This is a genomic window from Mycobacterium nebraskense (assembly GCF_002102255.1).
In the GTDB taxonomy this organism is placed as follows: domain Bacteria; phylum Actinomycetota; class Actinomycetes; order Mycobacteriales; family Mycobacteriaceae; genus Mycobacterium; species Mycobacterium nebraskense.
In genome coordinates, this window is sequence record NZ_LQPH01000003.1 from 1 (window position 1) to 15,945 (window position 15,945).

Consider the following 15,945-nt stretch of genomic DNA (forward strand, 5'->3'; position numbering starts at 1 on the left):
TGATCACGCTGAGTCCCCCGATGCCGGCGCCGAGAATCAGGAGCTTCTTATTGGTGTTCATCGTGTCGTACCTTTCCTTTTTCGTGTTCATCGTCTCCCGCCTTTGCTTCCGGAAAAGCCTCCTGCACGAGGATGCAGGTTTAGCTGCCCGGTGGCCGTCGCAGCATTGGCGGTGCAGCGCCGCCGCAGGTCGCCGATTGGGTCGTCGTGGCCGGCGTGGCGACCGATGACGCGAGCCGCGCGGTCCCAGGCTTTGTCTCTTTCAGGGCGGCCTGTTCGAGCAACAGGGCAACTCCGCCGGGCGGTACTGCCCTTCGACGCAATGAGTTCAGGAAGGTTGGGGTACCGCTGGCGACGTGCCGGCTTTTCTAACGTTTCGCGGGATGTCGCACGGGCTTGCTTCTACAGGAATATACCATACCCCGTACAGTATCGAGACTTCCAGCGACGTGACCGGTATAAAACCTCTTACGGCGACCGGCGACGCGCCACTAGATGCTTGCCAGTTCGACACCAGTACAGTGAACGGCCCTGAGTAGGGTCGACCAGCTATTGGTGGACACCTGACTGTTGGAATGGCTGGTCCCCTAAAGGATCCGCATGTCGGGCGACTGCAGGAAAGTGCACCCCGATTTTCCAGAGCAGGGTGCCCGCCCGGCAATCGCTTACCACGGCAGCGCAAATAGACAGTGCTGCAAGAAATTCCGCATTTGCGTCCGCGTTAGGCCGCGGGCAGCACTCTGGAGGGCGCAGTAACAGCGTTGTCCGAAAGGGCGCGCCCGCAACGGAATTGTGCGGGCGCGCCCGGGCGTCGGCGTTAGGCCATAGCCCGGCATTGTTCAGCGCAGACGCGGCAGGCTTTCGCGCAGGCGCGGCAATGCTCTGTGTCGAACTTGCCGCATTCGGCCGCGCACGCGTCGCAGATCTCAGCGCAAAGCAGGCAGAGCTTGGCTGCCCATGCGGAGCCGCGAGCGAGCAGGGTGGTGCATGTCTGACAGATACCCAGCTCTAAATCGAAATCGGTGGCGCCACCAAACTTCTCGGGTTCTTCGGGCTCCGCGGACGCGCGATGCTCGCAGGTCACGCCGGAGACGGTCACGCTGATGGTGCTCATGAGCACCTTTCGCCAAGTTGCTTGTGCGACCTAGCTATCTCTCACACGGGCATCGTACGTCGCCGGGGTATACGTAGTTGTTTCGTTCCTGCGGGTGCTACCACGAGCCGACGGCCGGTCTGATCGCTACCGTGGCACGACACTCGTTCCGCGCCATCCGCGGACCGGCCAGATCCGCCAGTCGGACACCGCCCGGTACCGCGTCAGCTCCCCGGAAAAGTGTTCCGACCCTAGATGTACTTGACGCTCTGACAGGCGTACAAAGGAAGACCTCGCAGTCAACTTCGAGCCGTCGACATGCATTAGCCAGTGGTTTCCCGTCGGTTACCGGCGAGCAGCGGTGCGCGTTCCGGAGCCAAACGGCGGCGTCACCCTCATCGTGAGTTGGGTGGAAGACCCTGGAAGCGATGCCGGCGCAAAGAGTACGGCCGGATAGTATGCGTCTCCATGAGGAAGCGGTTCGACAGCGAGACGAGGTTGTCATGGGTCCTGGCCGGGCTGGCCGGTCTCATCGGTGCCGCGGCGTTTACTCACTCTGCCGGATACTTCGTAACTTTTATGACCGGCAACTCCGAGCGCGCGGCGCTAGGGTACTTCCGGAATGAACCCTTGCTCTCGATATCAGCTGCGCTGCTGGTGGTCTTCTTTGTCGGTGGCGTGCTGGTCGCGTCATTGTGCAGGCGCCATTTCTGGGTGGCGCATCCGCACGGCCCGACCGTGCTGACCACGTTGTCTCTGGTGGTCGCCACCGCAGTGGATGTCGCCATAGATGGATGGTCGACCGGTCAACTCTCCTTCGTACCAATTCTGTTCATCGCATTCGGAGTCGGCACGCTCAATACCTCGTTTGTCAAGGACGGCGAGGTGTCGATTCCGTTGAGCTATGTCACCGGGACGCTGGTGAAAATGGGCCAGGGCATCGAACGTCACATCAGCGGCGGCGCGGCGTCGGCGTGGCTGGGATACTTGCTGCTGTATGTCAGCTACATCGCGGGTGCAACGGTCGGTGGGTTTATCAGCTTGGCCGCCAGCGGATCCCAGATGTTGGTGGTCGCCACCATCGTGTGCGCGCTAACAACCGCATACACCTATTTCCATACCGACCGCCGTCTGCTCTTGAAGGAGCGAGGCGGCGAACGTGATTCAGGCGGCTCATTGCCGAGCATGATCTCGAGGAAGCTGTGGCCGGTGAAACCCAGATCGTAATGGACGGCGCTGACCACTTCGAGCGGCGTCCCTACTGGCTGTTTCCTTTGTTGAAAGACGCGGTGAGCTTATAGCGTTTTATCGAGCAACGCCCCGGGAATTACGTGCGGTCGCGTCGCCGATTCACAAGGCGGTGGCAGCCGAGATCGTGACGCTCCTGCCCGGCCCACCGCGTCGGCGTCTGCCTCCAAGACGACCGGACTGCCACACCGACCATCCAGCCGAGCTGACGGATAAAGGCGTGCACCGTGACGATGCTGACCGGACCCCGTGAACTGGTCCACGGCGAACGAGAGTCGTTATTGGTGGGTACAGGTGGCAGCGTAGCGGGCCGGTGCCTGGTAGCCCAGTGACGAATGCCGGCGATGTGGTTGTACTCGTGCTTCCAGTCGCTGATGACCACCCGGGCCTGGGCCATCGACCAGAAGCTATTGATGTTCAAGCATTCGTCACGGACGCGGGAGTTGAAGGATTCGACGTAGCCGTTTCGCCACGGCTCGCCGGGTGGGATGAAGTGCAGGCCGACCTGTTCATGCGACCACTCGGCCATTGCACTGCAGGCCAATTCGGGTCCGTTGTCGCAGCGCAGCACGGCCGGGTAGGTGCCACGCTCGGCGGCCAGGCGGTCGAGTTCGGCGATGAGGTGCTCGCCGGTGATGCTGCGCTCAACCATCCCACCGAGGCATTCGCGGGTGTGTTCATCGATGATCGACGCGATCTTGATCGGACGTCCGTCGGTGGTGGAGTCGAACTGGAAGTCCACCGCCCACACCCGGTTGGGCGCATCGGCGATTACGGTCGCTGGTGCGGTGGAGCTGCCGTGGCGTTTGCGGCGTCGGCGCTGCGGCACGCGAAGCCCTTCTTCCCGCCAAAGGCGTTGCACCTTTTTGTGATTGACTGCCCAGCCTTCAGCGCGGGCGTCGTGATACGCGGGCCGAAACCCGCGTCGTGGGTGGTCCTTGGCGTACCGGCGAAGCCAGGTTCGCAGGGCGGCGTCAGGGTCCTCTGGTGTAGCAGAGACGGCTGTGTGTCGCTGGGTTGCGCGGTGCTGCCCGGTCACGCGGCAGGCAAACCGTTCGCTGACCCCCAGCACGCGCTGAAGGTGACGAACGGCCGCCCGCCGACGTTCCGGGCCTAGAAGTTTCCCTTCGCGATCTCCCGCAGCGCGTCCTTCTCCAACTCCGCGTTTGCCAGCAGGCGTTTGAGGGTGGTGTTCTCGCGTTCGAGGTCTTTGAGGCGTTTGGCGTCCTCGGCCTTCAACCCGCCGAACTGGTTACGCCACCGGTGGTAGGTGGCCTCGGAGACACCAAGTTCGCGGCACACCGCCGCGGTGTCCTTGCCCTCGGCCAGGAGCCGATCGGCCGCCATCAGCTTGCGCACAATCTGCTCGGGGCTGTGCCGCTTCCTCGTCGCCATGATCTTGTTGAGCCTTCCTGCCCACGTCGTGGGCTGCAAGACTCTCATAAACCGTGGATCAACCGAACGGGGTCAGGCCAATGCGGCGCTCATGCACCACGCGAGACCACTCAGGGCCATCATCAAAGGACTTGCTTAGCAGCCGTTTTCAGCGTTCCAAGGGGTCAGGGTACGGTATTGCTCGGCAGGGTCGACTGGCACAGTCACTGCAACATTCGCGCGGGCAGCGCAGCCGCCAATGCCGCCAAGGTGGGTTCGAGGACCGGTAGGTCAGGCAGATGTACCGCGGAGGCATTGGGATCCTTCAAGCCCGTCGACGTCGACAACAGTACGACGCGCTCGTCGGGGTCAATCCAGCTTCGCTCGGCAAGTTGTTTAGCGGCGAGGACGGCCAATACGGACGCGCCTTCTGCGTAAAGGCCCTCCGCCGAAGCCAGTTCGAGCTGCATGCGGGCGATCGCATCATCGGATGGTTCGGCGACCGCGGTCCCGTCCGTGGCTCGGATGGCGTCCAGTCCCTGATACGTTGCGGTCGTCGTCGCGACGGAAAACGCCATCGAGGGCTTTTTGACAATCGGCGGCAGGCTTTCCCTTGGAGGCTGTAGCGCGCGTGCGTAGGCGCCGAACGGGTCGACGGCGACCAACCTGGGCGTCCGGCTGGCAAGACCTAGCGCAATGAGGTCGGCGAATCCTCGTCGAATACCGGCCAGTCCGTCACCGTGGGCGGTCGGCGCCACGACGACATCGGGAGGTTCGCCGAGTTGCCGCCACAGCTCGTAGGCGATCGTCTTGTAGCCCTCAATGCCAAATGGATTGGAGCCGATCGGAGGGCTCATGGGCCCAGATATCGGGGTCCAGCCGAACTGGTCGACCGCTTCCCTCATTACCGACCAGCGGTCTGGGCCTTTTTCGTAAGCAACCACTGAGGCCCCGTAGGCCTGCATCAGAATCTTCATCTCTCGCGGCACGGACGACACCGTGAGGACCACGCAGCGTAGCCCTGCTGCGGCCGCGTATGCGGCGACAGCTGCACCGTGGTTCCCCGTCGAGGAAACGACGACGGTGGAGGCGCCCGAGGCTGCCGCCTTGGTCACGGCAACTGCCGCGAGCCGGTCCTTATATGACCACGTCGGGTTGCGCGTTTCGTCTTTGAGCATGAGTCTTTGCAGTCCCAATCGTGGCCCCAGGCGGTTCAAAGGAACCAGAGGTGTCGCCCCTTCTCCCAGGCTGACCGCGACGTGGTCAGGCAATAACGGGAGTAACTCCCGGAAGCCGAAGATGCCCGGCTCGGAGGTGTTCCATGGCAACGGGCCCGGCGTCAACGCGTAAGCAGGAGCGAGGTTGACTCCCATGCCAGAGCCCGCACATTCGCGACACCCGAACGACGCCTCGGCTTCTGATGCTTGCAGGCCGCACCGGGGGCACCGGAGAAATCCGAGATAGCGGGCGGTCATAGCAGAACGACGGCACAATCTTGATCCATGATGAACGGCCCCAACCCGTCGGTGGTAACTCCCGGCGCCCTCGCCCGCCGTGGCGCCAAGTAGTTGTACGGCGTTTTGCGGCATGTGAACCGCGGTGCGACGGCCCAGACACGCGTCTGGACGGTTGTGTACAAGACCAACTCGATCGAGGTCAGCAGCAATAGCTCGAAAAGAACACCTGCAACCATCGCCTGAAGAATGCTGTCTCCGTTCGTGGGCAAGTTACTCGCCGAGACTGATCTTGCCGTGCACACCTTACCCGAAGGGTAATGGTCCCGCCGGTGCCGGCAGCATCCCAGGCGGTTCGAATCAGTTTTCTGGCTCCGTCGGATTGACCTATGGGAATCAGAAGTTCGAACCGAAGGAATGTCCTGTCGCCAACCACTCACGGGTAACGTGCAGGCGCTTCCCCCAGAAACCATGCTCCCGCTTCGCGACTTACTTCGCCGTGTGGGTACTCACCGCCCGGCGTGCCGGATCACGGTGCCCGTCAGGGGATCACAGTCACGCAAGTACGACAGCTGGTGACGAGGCAAATTGCGCTGACCGTGCCAGCCGGCACCTCGTGCGGCCAGTCGTTGCCGGTGACGACGAGGCGATTCGAATGCTCATCGAACGTGCACGGCGTCCATGCCGTCGCGCACAATGATTTTCGTCGATCGAATGAAAGCTACGGCCGGAAGGAAGATGATGTCTGCGGATAGCCAGTTCACCCTCGACGATTGCCGCCGTCGACGCGTGGGCCGGAAATGACGACGACCACCGCGGTTATTGATGTTCATGGGCTGCAGTGGGCAAGCTCGGCCGCGGTCGGGGAGGCCGCGCTCTCTCGCCGTCCAGGGGTAACCTCGGTGCAGGCCAACGCGGTCAATCAGAGCGCCACGGTTGCCTACGATCCGGCGGTGACTTCGGTGGCGGAGTTATCGCAGTGGGTGCGCGATTGTGGTTTTCACTGCGCGGGCCGATCGGTGGCTGACCATATGTGCGAACCGATGTCGGGACCGCCGGGGCAGCCCGCGCCGGAGCAACCGCACCACGAGCACAGCACGGCGGCGGCCCCGGGCAACGGAAACCCCAGGACGTGATGGGCCATGGAGGCGGTCACGCGGGGATGTCGATGGCTGACATGGTGCGCGCCATGCGTAACCAGTTCTTGGTGGCGTTGGTGTTGTCGGTCTCGATCATGTTGTGGTCCCCGATGGGTCGCGAGATGTTGGGATTCCGCACGCCGGCACCGCTCGGGTTGCGTGACGACGTGGTCACCTTGGCGCTGAGCCTGCCGGTGGTGTTCTACTCCTCGTAGATCTTCTTTGACGGTGCGTGGCGCGCACTGCGGGCGCGCACGCTGGACATGATGGTTCTCGTCGCGGTCGCGGTCGCGGTCGCGGTCGCCGTCGGCGCGGGCTGAGCGATCGACGCTCGCGACGTGCCAGCCCGGATGTGGTTCGTCAACGCCATCAGCTAGTCCGCAGTGGCATGGCCCGAACAGGCGTGTAGGTTGGCCTTGATGTCGGTGTCTGTGAATTCAGCGAAAGTTTTCTATCACCAACGGTTAGCAGTTCTGCGACCCCGCATCGCAAATAGTGCGTACACAAAGTCCAATAGTGAACTGGCTTGCGGGTCGTCACCGCTAGGGTACTGAGCCGATAAACCCAATCTGCCCCGTCGACGATGGATCTGCGAGGCAGCGACGGATCTTAACGAACCCTCATAGAACCACTGGGTGAGCCATACGGACGGAGGGAAGCCTGCGAACGCGGGCGTCGCGCGCATGACGCACGGTAATGCACACGTTGAAGCGGGAGAGGACTGTCGTGAAATCAGCCAAGAACCTAGCAGTGGGTGTGGCAACCGTTGTTGCGCTGACCGCGGTGGGCGCCTGTAGCAACTCCGGCACGCAACAGTCGAGCTCATCGGCGCCCGCTCCGTCGACGTCGACGCCGGGTCCGGCACACAACCACGCCGATGTCACGTTCGCCCAGCAGATGATCCCACATCATCAGCAGGCGATCGAGATGAGCGACATCGTGTTGGGAAAGCAGGGCATCGACCCACGTGTGGTCGACCTTGCCAGGCAGATCAAGGCCGCGCAGGGTCCCGAGATTGAGCAAATGAAAGGCTGGCTGAGCCAGTGGCAGATGCCCACTATGACGCCCGGGACAACCATGCCCGGTCACTCCGAGATGCCCAGCTCCGGCCCCATGCCGAGTCAGTCAATGATGCCAGGGATGAATGACACGATGTCGCCGGCCGACATGGCTGCTTTACAGAACGCGCAGGGCGTGGATGCCAGCAAGCTGTTCCTCAGCCAGATGATAAAGCACCATCAGGGCGCGATCGCTATGGCGCAGAACGAGATCAACACCGGACAGGACCCGGCTGCGGTGGCCCTGGCCAAGTCGATCGTCGCCACCCAGCAGCAGCAGATCGACACCATGAAACAGATCCTCGCCTCGCTGTAGCGGGCGCTGGCTAACCGGGCCACCCGAATAGCGAGGGCCGCGCCAAATCGAACCCAACCCAGCGATCGAGCACCTCTTACGCCCCCGGGGGGCGGTAGGTCTCCAGTTGGCGACGGCGCCAATGGCCGATGAACTCACCGATCTCGTCGGGATCGTCAGCTACCGCGAGCAGCTTCGCGTCGTCTTCCGATACCATCCCCGGGTCCAGCAGCCGCTCGCGGATCCATTCCTCCAATCCTCGCCAGTGCTCCGCGCCCGCAAGCACGACCGGAAAGTGCTGTATCTTCTCGGTCTGGATGAGTGTCAGCGCCTCGAAAAGCTCGTCCAGCGTTCCAAAGCCGCCCGGAAGCACCACGAACGCCGATGCGTAGCGGACGAACATCAGCTTGCGGACGAAGAAGTACTTGAACCGAAGCGAGAGATCGACGAACGGATTCGTGCGCAGCTCGTGCGCAAGCTCGATGCTAAGGCCGATCGAGCGCACGCCCGCATCGCGGGCGCCCCGGTTGGCGGCCTCCATGATTCCGGGACCGCCGCCAGTGATGATGTCGAAACCCAGTGCACCCAGCCGTGCGGCTACCGTGCGCGCCAGCTGGTAATGCGGATGATCCGGCGGCGTGCGCGCCGAGCCGAAGATCGACACAGCCTGGGCAACGTCCGTCAGCGCCGTAAAGCCGTACGCCACCTCATCGCGGATCCGGGCCAAACGGCCCGGATCAGAGCCCGCCAGCGAGAAGCCCGGCCCCAGGCAGCAAAGCAACTCTTCATCACACGTAGACGGGGTGTGGGTTAGCGGCTCGGGCATATCTGCGATTGTCCCACCTGTTGCTGAACCGGGAAAATTGTTGCCGCACCGGTGCTGCCGATGCCTAGGTGAATTCGGATGCCTCGACTTCGGGAGTCAGACCGGCGCCGGGTGACGGCAACATCGCCGGTCGCGCCGCGGCGCGACCGGCTTAGCCATGATTCGACGAACAAGTAGGTATCACCTGGTTGTTGGTAGCTAATCACCGAAAGGCACGTGGGGGTCGCCATCTGTGAACGAAATAGGGCCGTTCTTCGTCTCCTCATAAGGAGGTTGTTTCATGACGTGCGTGCGCCGGCCGGGATCGGCCAGGGGTTGCCGGGTGTTCACCGTCGCCCGGACCATGCTCCTGGACGAGAGATGCACCGCAATAGATGCTAGGCAGCCGGTCCCACCGCCAGAAGACAATGGCCCTTATCGCCGCGTCTCTCGGTATCGCCAAAGCTTCCAGGACATCGCGGCTCCGGTACACCATGCATGCGCGCGACTCATACCGCAAGAAATCGGGCCCACCCGATGACTTCGCTACGGAGGCCCAACATGCCGGTTGACGCTGAATCATCAGTCCACGGGTTGGGGATGTGGGATGTCGCGTACGTCCTGGGATCCCTGTCAAACGCCGACCGACGGGAATTCGAGGCGCACATCGCTGACTGCAAGTCATGCCGCGACGCCGTCGCCGAAGTGAGCGGAATGCCTGGCTTACTGTCGCGGCTCAGCCACGACGACGTGGCCGTAATCGGAGCGTGCGACGCTTCCGGAGGAGCATCACTGACGCCAAATTTGCTGCCGTCGTTGCTGGCCCAGGTGAACTGGCGGCGACGCCGGTCGCGCGTGATCACGTGGGTAGCCTCGGGCGCCGCGGCCGTAATGCTGGTAATTGGCGCGCTCTGCGCGGTTCAGGTTCATTCCGCGTCATCGGTGCCCGCGCCGCCGCAGGCAAGGGTATTGGCGCCGCCGGGGCCGCAGCTGAATATCACAAACTGGCCTCAGCAGTCTCGCGAGCACCTGTTCGCCTCAGCTACATCGGCCGCTGGTGGATCTTCATGATGACTGGTGTCTGTGCGCGTGTACCGGTCCTACGGCTGAGGACCGGGGACAAGGTCAGTCTCAAGCTCAGCGAGCGCCCAGCCCCTCGATCGCGGTGATGCGGGACCGACGGTGGCCAAGCCCAGGTCGGAGGTGGGGCTGAGAGCGTCTGCCTCGCAACGGGATTGGCGGTCTCATGCCCACCGCCCATCCGAATGCGAGGCCGTGTCATTCGCACGACCGCATCGAAGCCGCCAACATTAACGCCGACCACCGATCTGAGGCTCGTGGGTGGGTTCCGCTGTTGCGGCGGCGAATCATTGGGCGCATTCGTGCTATGGGAACCACCAGTCGCGGGTGTTGTGGCGCAGTCGACTTGGCGCCGCGCCGGGATCGGGCCGAGCAGGTCCGCAAGGGTGCCTCCCAGCGGCTGGCCGATCGCATCGCCGAACCCCTGGTGCCCACCATCATGATCGCCGCCACTGTTATTGCCTTAGTGGGCAGCGTGTTTGGCAATGTGGCGACATGGATCGAGCGGGCCCTGGTCGTGCTGGTGGCCGCCTCCCCGTGTGCGTTGGCGATCTCGGTTCCGGTCACATTACTCGCTGCGATCGGCGCCGCCAGCAGGCTCGGCGTGCTCGTCAAGGGCGGGGCAGCGCTGGAGGCGCTGGGTGCGGTGCGGACGGTGGCGTTGGACAATACCGGCACGCTGACCGCGAATCGCCCCGCCGTCATCGATGTCGTCCCCACCAACGGCGCCACCCGCGACCAGGTCCTCGACATCGCGGCGGCGCTGGAGAACCGCAGCGAACATCCCCTGGCGCGGGCCGTCCTGGCCGCCGCCCATCAGGTCACTCCGGCCAGCGGGGTGCAAGCCGTTCTCGGCGCCGGGCTGATCGGCCACCGCGACGGGCACGGTGTCCGGTTGGGCCAGCCCGGCTGGATCGCCACCGGACCCCTGGCCGCGCAGGTGGGTCGGATGCAGGAGGCCGGCGCGACCGCGGTGCTGGTCGAGGACGACGACACGCTCATCGGCGCCATCGCGGTGCGTGATGAGTTGCGTCCGGAAGCCCGCCCGGTGGTCGAGCAGCTATGCCGCGATGGCTACCGGGTGGTGATGCTCACCGGCGTTAACCGGGCCACCGGCCGGCGCGCTGGCGGCGCAGGCCGGCATCGACGCGGCGCATGCCGAGCTGCGGCCCGAGGACAAGGCGACGCCGATCAGGCACCTGCGCGCCCAGTGCGCCACGGCGATGGTCGGTGATGGCGTCAACGACGCACCCGCGCTGGCCACCGCCGACCTGGGAATCGCGATGGGCGCGATGGGCACCGATGTGGCCATCGAGACCGCTGACGTCGCGCTCATGGGTGAAGACCTGCGCCATCTCACCCACGCGGTCAGCCATGCCCGCCGGGCCCGGCGCATCATGTGGCAGAACATCGGCCTGTCGCTGGCACTCATCACCGCGTTGATCCCGCTGGCGCTGTTCGGGGTGCTCGGGCTGGCCGCGGTGGTGCTGGTTCATGAAGTGGCCGAGGTCATCGTCATCGCCAACGGTATGCGCGCGGGACGCACCAAGGTACTGCAGATAATCACCCCTAGCGACCGAAAGGTGCTGCCCGCCAACGCCTCAGGTGACGATGCGCGCGGTTAGACCGGTCGGTCGCCCGGTTCCGGTTCCGCTGTTATCCACCAGGAGCACCGTGACCACCCTCTGACTGGTGCCTCTTGATTAAGGCCGACACGGCGTTGATCACCGTCGCGGTAAGAATACCCACCTGCGGCTGCGCGTCGTCTCCGTCACCGGGTCGGCACGACACGACGGGCACGTCACCATCTTCTTGCCCGGCGCCGATTTCGCTCAAGAGTACATGGCGAACACACGTCACCTCGGCAATGTTGACGGGGGAGGTATAGCGCGGTTGGCTCGACCAGGCCACCACCGGGGTAACCAGAAACTTCGATTCGGGGTCGGCCATCGAGGGCAAGACGCCCAGAACGTGCACGCTCGTGGGGTCGAGGCCGGTCTCCTCGGCTGCTTCGCGGATCGCGGTGCTGACCGGACCAGTATCGGCACGATCTTGGCCACCGCCTGGAAAGGTCAGCAGGCCTGGATAATCGGCAAGATCTGAGGCGCGTTCGGTCAGTGCTACCCGCAGTCCCGTGGGGCCGTCGGTGAGAAGGACCAAGATCGCGGCCGGGCGCAGAGCGACCTGATCGGGATGGTGTTGCGCAAACGCTCCGTAGCGCCGGTCGAGCGTGGCGGCCAGCGACTCCACCCAGTGCGGCAACGCGTTTGACGATAATGGCTCCGGCAACGGTTCTCGTGCCGCTGCGACGGCGTCTTCACCTTCGGCCCAGCGAATCGATGCTGACCGAACGTGCATGGTGGCGATGCCGGGACCTGAATCACGGGAGGCAACCAGGCGGATCTGTTGGCCCAATCCCGGATGACCAAACAACGCTCGGGCTGGATGATGCACCTCGTGGCGGCGAGCATGAAACCAGTCGGCCGGGTTGTTCGCCACGGCCACCAACGCCTGACCAGAGCCGACCAGGTGTGCGATCTGGCCTGTGAACGGCGTCAGGCGTTCACTCATCGCGGGCGCCAGCACGAGATTGGCGCCGGCTTCGCTAAGTGCGTGCACCGCCTGCGGATTGAGAAGGTCGCGGCAAACAGCGAGCGCAAGGTGCCAACCGTCCGCGCTCACATAGATCCGCAATTCCGGCCAACCTTGCGGCTGGATGTCTTCGTTGATCGGATGTTCGGCGGGGGAGTGCTTGTCGTACGTCAGCGGATCGGGATGTCCACGCAGCCAAGCGACCGCGGTGTTTCGGCGCATGCGCGGCGAACCGGAGACGTGATGGAAACTGCCGGCAATCAGCAGGTGCGCCCCGTCGTCTCGGCGGACCCACTGCTGCAATGTTTGAGCCTGTGACTTCGTGAGACACAGCTCGGGCAACACCACGATGGAGGCCCCGGCGCGTACAGCCGCGCCGATCAGCTGGTCGATTACGCGGAGTTGTCGGCGCGGATTGGCCGCCCGGATCGGGAACACCGGCCGCGTCGGGTCGGCGGGCAGCCGGAATTCATCGAGGTCACGGTTGGGATGGCAGGTCGCGATGACGGTATCGCGTGTGACGACGCCCTGCAGCGCCTCGAACAGGCTGTAGTCGAACACAACACGAAACTGGGTGGCCCAATCGCCGGCCAGCCGAACATGGCGCGTCTGGTCTAGGCGGTTGGCAAGTCGCCACGGGGGCGCCGTTGGCCGCATATCCAACACCGATCGGATATCGAACCCCCCAAGCGGAATCGGGTCGCCGGCTGCGGGCTGGTAGGGGTTCCGTCGTTGGAATGACGCCACCAGACAGTCCCGATAACGTTCGTCCACGAGCTGCGCCAGTTCGTGGGCGATCGTCACTGGAGCGACCCCGTCATCAGGAGCCAGCGCATCGGCCAGCGCTTTGCGTATCGGTGCGGCTAAGTTCTCCCGCGATGAGGACGACTCGGCGATCGCCCGTACCGGAGCCACGATCGACGTCACCTTGGCGCGGATATCCGGGTTCGCCGCCTGTGCCCACAGCACCTGGTGTTCGTCACGGCACAGATGCAACAGATGGGTGAGGGTCACCAGTGGATCGGTCTCGTCAAACAGGTGTGCCCGCAAAGAGTGCAGCCGCTCCTCGGGGGATTGCAGGCGGGCGACACACGGTGAGCACGGCACCGCACTCGAATCGGATTCTGTGGTCACTGTTCCGGCCACGCGGACAAGGCTGCTGTCGCGCGCGTGCACAGGCTCGCCGCGTTCAGCGCCGAATGTCTGGGCGGCCCTTCAATACACGACATGCGGCGCGTCCTTCGAAACAAGGCGAACGACAGCGGCGTCCGACTCAGAGAACGCATCCGACGCCAGCCAAAAGTGACAAGGCATTTGCCACGTAGTACACGTTACTTACTCTGTTCGTCCATCTCCATCGGTTCGGCGCCAAATGCCTTCAATTGCTGAGATTTACGGCGTACAAGTTTTAAGTCTTTGAGGCATTGTGCTGGGCAATTTTGGCTGCATCACAGAGATCGATTGGCGGCGATGCTGTGGAATTGTCGGTGTGTTCTTGAGGGAGGGGCAGCGGCCGGGTCGGTTTGGTGGGGTCGCGGCAAACCCGGCCGCGCCCACTTAGTGCCGTGTTTGTTGGATTGGACGGATGTGGCCTGCTTGTGGTTGCCCTCTGTCAAGCCGCCGATTGTTCGTGCTGGTTGAACAGGGCTTGAAGACCTCGGTGGTTGGCGGTGTCGTAGCCGGTGTGGGTCTGCCGGCAGCGCCAGATTACGTAGACTCAGGCGGGGCCCAGGATGCGCCTGGTGTGTGGTCAGTCTGTTTCGGGCGATGGCACGGTTGTAGATGCTGGCGGCCCCGCGGGGTCGGCGCGCCGGGAGCCCCCTGGTGGAGTCGCAGACCGCATCACGCAGTTCTCTATCGCGAGCCCAGCGGAATCCCACCACGTGCGTTTGTCCAATTAGCGTGTCGAGGGTGCCAGGCCGGCCAGGCACACGCGTGCTTCGGGGTGGGGATTCGGGCCGGCAGTCGCCGATTCGGTTAAAAAGCCTTGCGGCATGGTTGGTTCCAGAGCCTGGCAGGCTGGTGAAGAGGTGTGCGTCGGCGTGGGTGTCGAGTAGGTCACCGATCCGCTTGTTGAAGATTTTGATCTGAGCTGGCGAGCGGCAGGGGACAGGCGGCTGCGCCGGGGAACTACATGTGCACACCTGGAATCCCGAACCCCCCATGGCCCCCGCCGCCGTGGCCCCCGCCGCGCGGTACGAGCGGTGGCCCCTCCACTGGAGGGCCAAAAATGTGTGGCAGTTGCGGAATGAGCGGCACCACGATCAGGGGCGGCGCCACGATCGGGGGCGCCGCCACAGGAGGCGGAGGAGGAGCCACCGGCATGGGTGCGGGAGCAGGTGCCGCCGGTGCCCGCACAGGAGGCGCAGGCATTGGAGTAGGTGCTACCGGTACCGGAGCATCGGCTGGAGGCACCGGCGCGGGTGCCTCGGGGACGGGGGCTGGAACTGCAGTAGCCGCGGGAGGCGGCGTGGGGGCGACGACGTTGTGGCCCGGGTTCGGTCTCACACCGACCGTCGGTCGGACACTGATGGCCAGCACCACTGCCAGTGCCACCACGCCGACCACGAACACCGCCGCTAGCGCGCTGCCGACCGGCAAGAACGACCGTCGCTGCGGGCCTGCGTAATCGGTGACTGCCCCGGTCCGGAAGTCTTCGCGGTCCACTGCGGCCCGGTCCCCGGCGGCGGTGTAGGCGTCGGGTTTCTCATCTGAGGCCGCGCTGTAGGCGAGGGCTTGCTCGCCCGGTCGGGCCGTAACGTCGGCAACATAGAGGTATTCCGGGGCCAGCGCGCATGGGTCCGCCGCGCCGGTTCCAAAATCCTTCGCGTAGGCCAGTGCGGCGGTCGATGACGAGAACAGCGGCGCATTCGCCGACGCCAGCGCGGCCCCGCGGGCGAGCGCCGTTTCCGGCTCCGCAGGTACGCTCAGCGGAAGCGACGTCGCCGCTTCCAATGCCGGCTTGATCACCCGAATGTCAACGTCGGAGCCGACGACAAAAACACTTTCGGGACGAATCTCCAGCGCTTCAACACTCGCGACCATTTTGGCCAGCTGGGCCACCGCTTGGTCGTCGTCTGGGGGCAAGGGATGTCGGTGCACGTCGCTGATCGAACCGTCGGCGCTGTCGACAACGGCCAAGGTCGCGGTATCGGGTTCCACGTACAGCAACGCAGTGTGCGCGTAATTGGTTGCGTTGCCGACGGTTTGGGCCAGCGAGACCGCGGCCAGAAACGCCGACACCAACATGACGTTCTCGGCCTTGCGGGCGGCCAGCATGTCGCGCAGCGCGGCGGCCTCGGCAGGGTCGGTCCAGGTCACCCCAATCGAGGTCAGCTGGTAGCCGCTCTCGACCGCGCCTTCCCTGGTGCCCAGAATCGCCGCGACCACCTGCTCAGGTCCGCTACGGGTTGCTGAGCCGTTGCGGGCGGCGACCTCGAAGTAGTCTTCATCGATGGTGACGCCGTCCGCGTTTTCCCCTTCAACCAGCACAATGCGGACCGTCGTCGGTGCCATCGAAACGCCAAGTACGGTGTCCACTATTCCTCCAAATTGTTAGCTATCCAGGCCTAGGCGAAGGAAATACTCGATTGACGTCGCCGCGGGGCGTGGCATTCCATCTGCGTGAGTCGGGGGCAGTCGTTCCTCTGACCGCCGTTCGGGCAGACACAAGTTGGGTGAATCGGCCCGATTGCCCACCCCGCCGGCCCGAGCGGGTCGGCGGGGTTCACCGCCAGGTAGGCATCAGCCTCCAGAAGCCCGGGTCGACCCCGGTTGATCGTCAGCATCGGGGAGAGCCGATCGAAG

General features: G+C 64.2%; 8 protein-coding genes and 3 pseudogenes. 5 read left to right on the forward strand and 6 right to left on the reverse strand.

What is annotated here, in order from left to right; translation table 11 throughout:
- Positions 1 to 817: 817 nt before the first annotated feature.
- A complete protein-coding gene (locus AWC17_RS32970; RefSeq protein ID WP_046185572.1) occupies positions 818 to 1,114 on the reverse strand; it encodes a four-helix bundle copper-binding protein in 297 nt (98 codons plus the stop codon).
- 447 nt (positions 1,115 to 1,561) lie between these two features.
- Between AWC17_RS32970 and AWC17_RS00125 the strand changes: the two genes are divergently transcribed.
- Positions 1,562 to 2,320, forward strand: a complete 759-nt coding sequence (locus tag AWC17_RS00125; protein WP_082123125.1) for a YoaK family protein — start codon at positions 1,562 to 1,564, stop codon at positions 2,318 to 2,320.
- Positions 2,321 to 2,619: 299 nt separating this feature from the next.
- Here the strand turns inward: AWC17_RS00125 and AWC17_RS00130 are convergent.
- Together AWC17_RS00130 and AWC17_RS00135 are read right to left on the reverse strand one after the other, a co-directional pair.
- A pseudogene (locus AWC17_RS00130) lies at positions 2,620 to 3,736 on the reverse strand (IS3 family transposase).
- 203 nt (positions 3,737 to 3,939) lie between these two features.
- Entirely contained in the window at positions 3,940 to 5,088 is a 1,149-nt protein-coding gene (locus AWC17_RS00135; protein ID WP_082123124.1) for a pyridoxal-phosphate dependent enzyme, read from the reverse strand.
- 881 nt (positions 5,089 to 5,969) lie between these two features.
- Here AWC17_RS00135 and AWC17_RS00145 point away from each other — a divergent pair.
- Both AWC17_RS00145 and AWC17_RS00150 read left to right on the forward strand, forming a co-directional pair.
- Positions 5,970 to 6,598 (forward strand): annotated as a pseudogene (locus AWC17_RS00145) (cation transporter); the annotation flags it as partial.
- A 436-nt stretch (positions 6,599 to 7,034) separates the two neighbouring features.
- Positions 7,035 to 7,682 (forward strand): DUF305 domain-containing protein, encoded by a 648-nt coding sequence (locus AWC17_RS00150; RefSeq protein WP_231614285.1) that lies wholly within the window; start codon positions 7,035 to 7,037, stop codon positions 7,680 to 7,682.
- Between the two features lie 76 nt (positions 7,683 to 7,758).
- Here AWC17_RS00150 and AWC17_RS00155 read toward each other — a convergent pair whose 3' ends face one another.
- Positions 7,759 to 8,388 (reverse strand): LOG family protein, encoded by a 630-nt coding sequence (locus AWC17_RS00155; RefSeq protein WP_231614286.1) that lies wholly within the window; start codon positions 8,386 to 8,388, stop codon positions 7,759 to 7,761.
- Between the two features lie 678 nt (positions 8,389 to 9,066).
- Here AWC17_RS00155 and AWC17_RS34055 point away from each other — a divergent pair.
- Both AWC17_RS34055 and AWC17_RS00165 read left to right on the forward strand, forming a co-directional pair.
- Entirely contained in the window at positions 9,067 to 9,537 is a 471-nt protein-coding gene (locus tag AWC17_RS34055) for a zf-HC2 domain-containing protein (RefSeq protein ID WP_082123122.1), read from the forward strand.
- Positions 9,538 to 9,913: 376 nt separating this feature from the next.
- Positions 9,914 to 11,171: pseudogene (locus AWC17_RS00165) on the forward strand (heavy metal translocating P-type ATPase); the annotation flags it as partial.
- Between the two features lie 31 nt (positions 11,172 to 11,202).
- Here AWC17_RS00165 and AWC17_RS32975 read toward each other — a convergent pair.
- Together AWC17_RS32975 and AWC17_RS00175 are read right to left on the reverse strand one after the other, a co-directional pair.
- On the reverse strand, positions 11,203 to 13,284 hold the full coding sequence (locus AWC17_RS32975) for an NUDIX domain-containing protein (protein ID WP_231588696.1): 2,082 nt from the start codon (positions 13,282 to 13,284) through the stop codon (positions 11,203 to 11,205).
- A 984-nt stretch (positions 13,285 to 14,268) separates the two neighbouring features.
- The gene (locus AWC17_RS00175) at positions 14,269 to 15,678 is read right to left on the reverse strand and encodes a DUF7159 family protein (protein ID WP_141224365.1); all 1,410 of its coding nucleotides are present in this window, start codon (positions 15,676 to 15,678) and stop codon (positions 14,269 to 14,271) included.
- Positions 15,679 to 15,945: the final 267 nt, after the last annotated feature.

Bases quoted from the DNA above. Each gene is read 5' to 3' on its own strand.
- AWC17_RS34055 (WP_082123122.1), top strand. From the start codon at position 9,067: ATGTGGGATGTCGCGTACGTCCTGGGATCCCTGTCAAACGCCGACCGA.
- AWC17_RS00135 (WP_082123124.1), bottom strand. From the start codon at position 5,088: ATGGGAGTCAACCTCGCTCCTGCTTACGCGTTGACGCCGGGCCCGTTG.
- AWC17_RS32970 (WP_046185572.1), bottom strand. From the start codon at position 1,114: ATGAGCACCATCAGCGTGACCGTCTCCGGCGTGACCTGCGAGCATCGC.
- AWC17_RS00125 (WP_082123125.1), top strand. From the start codon at position 1,562: ATGAGGAAGCGGTTCGACAGCGAGACGAGGTTGTCATGGGTCCTGGCC.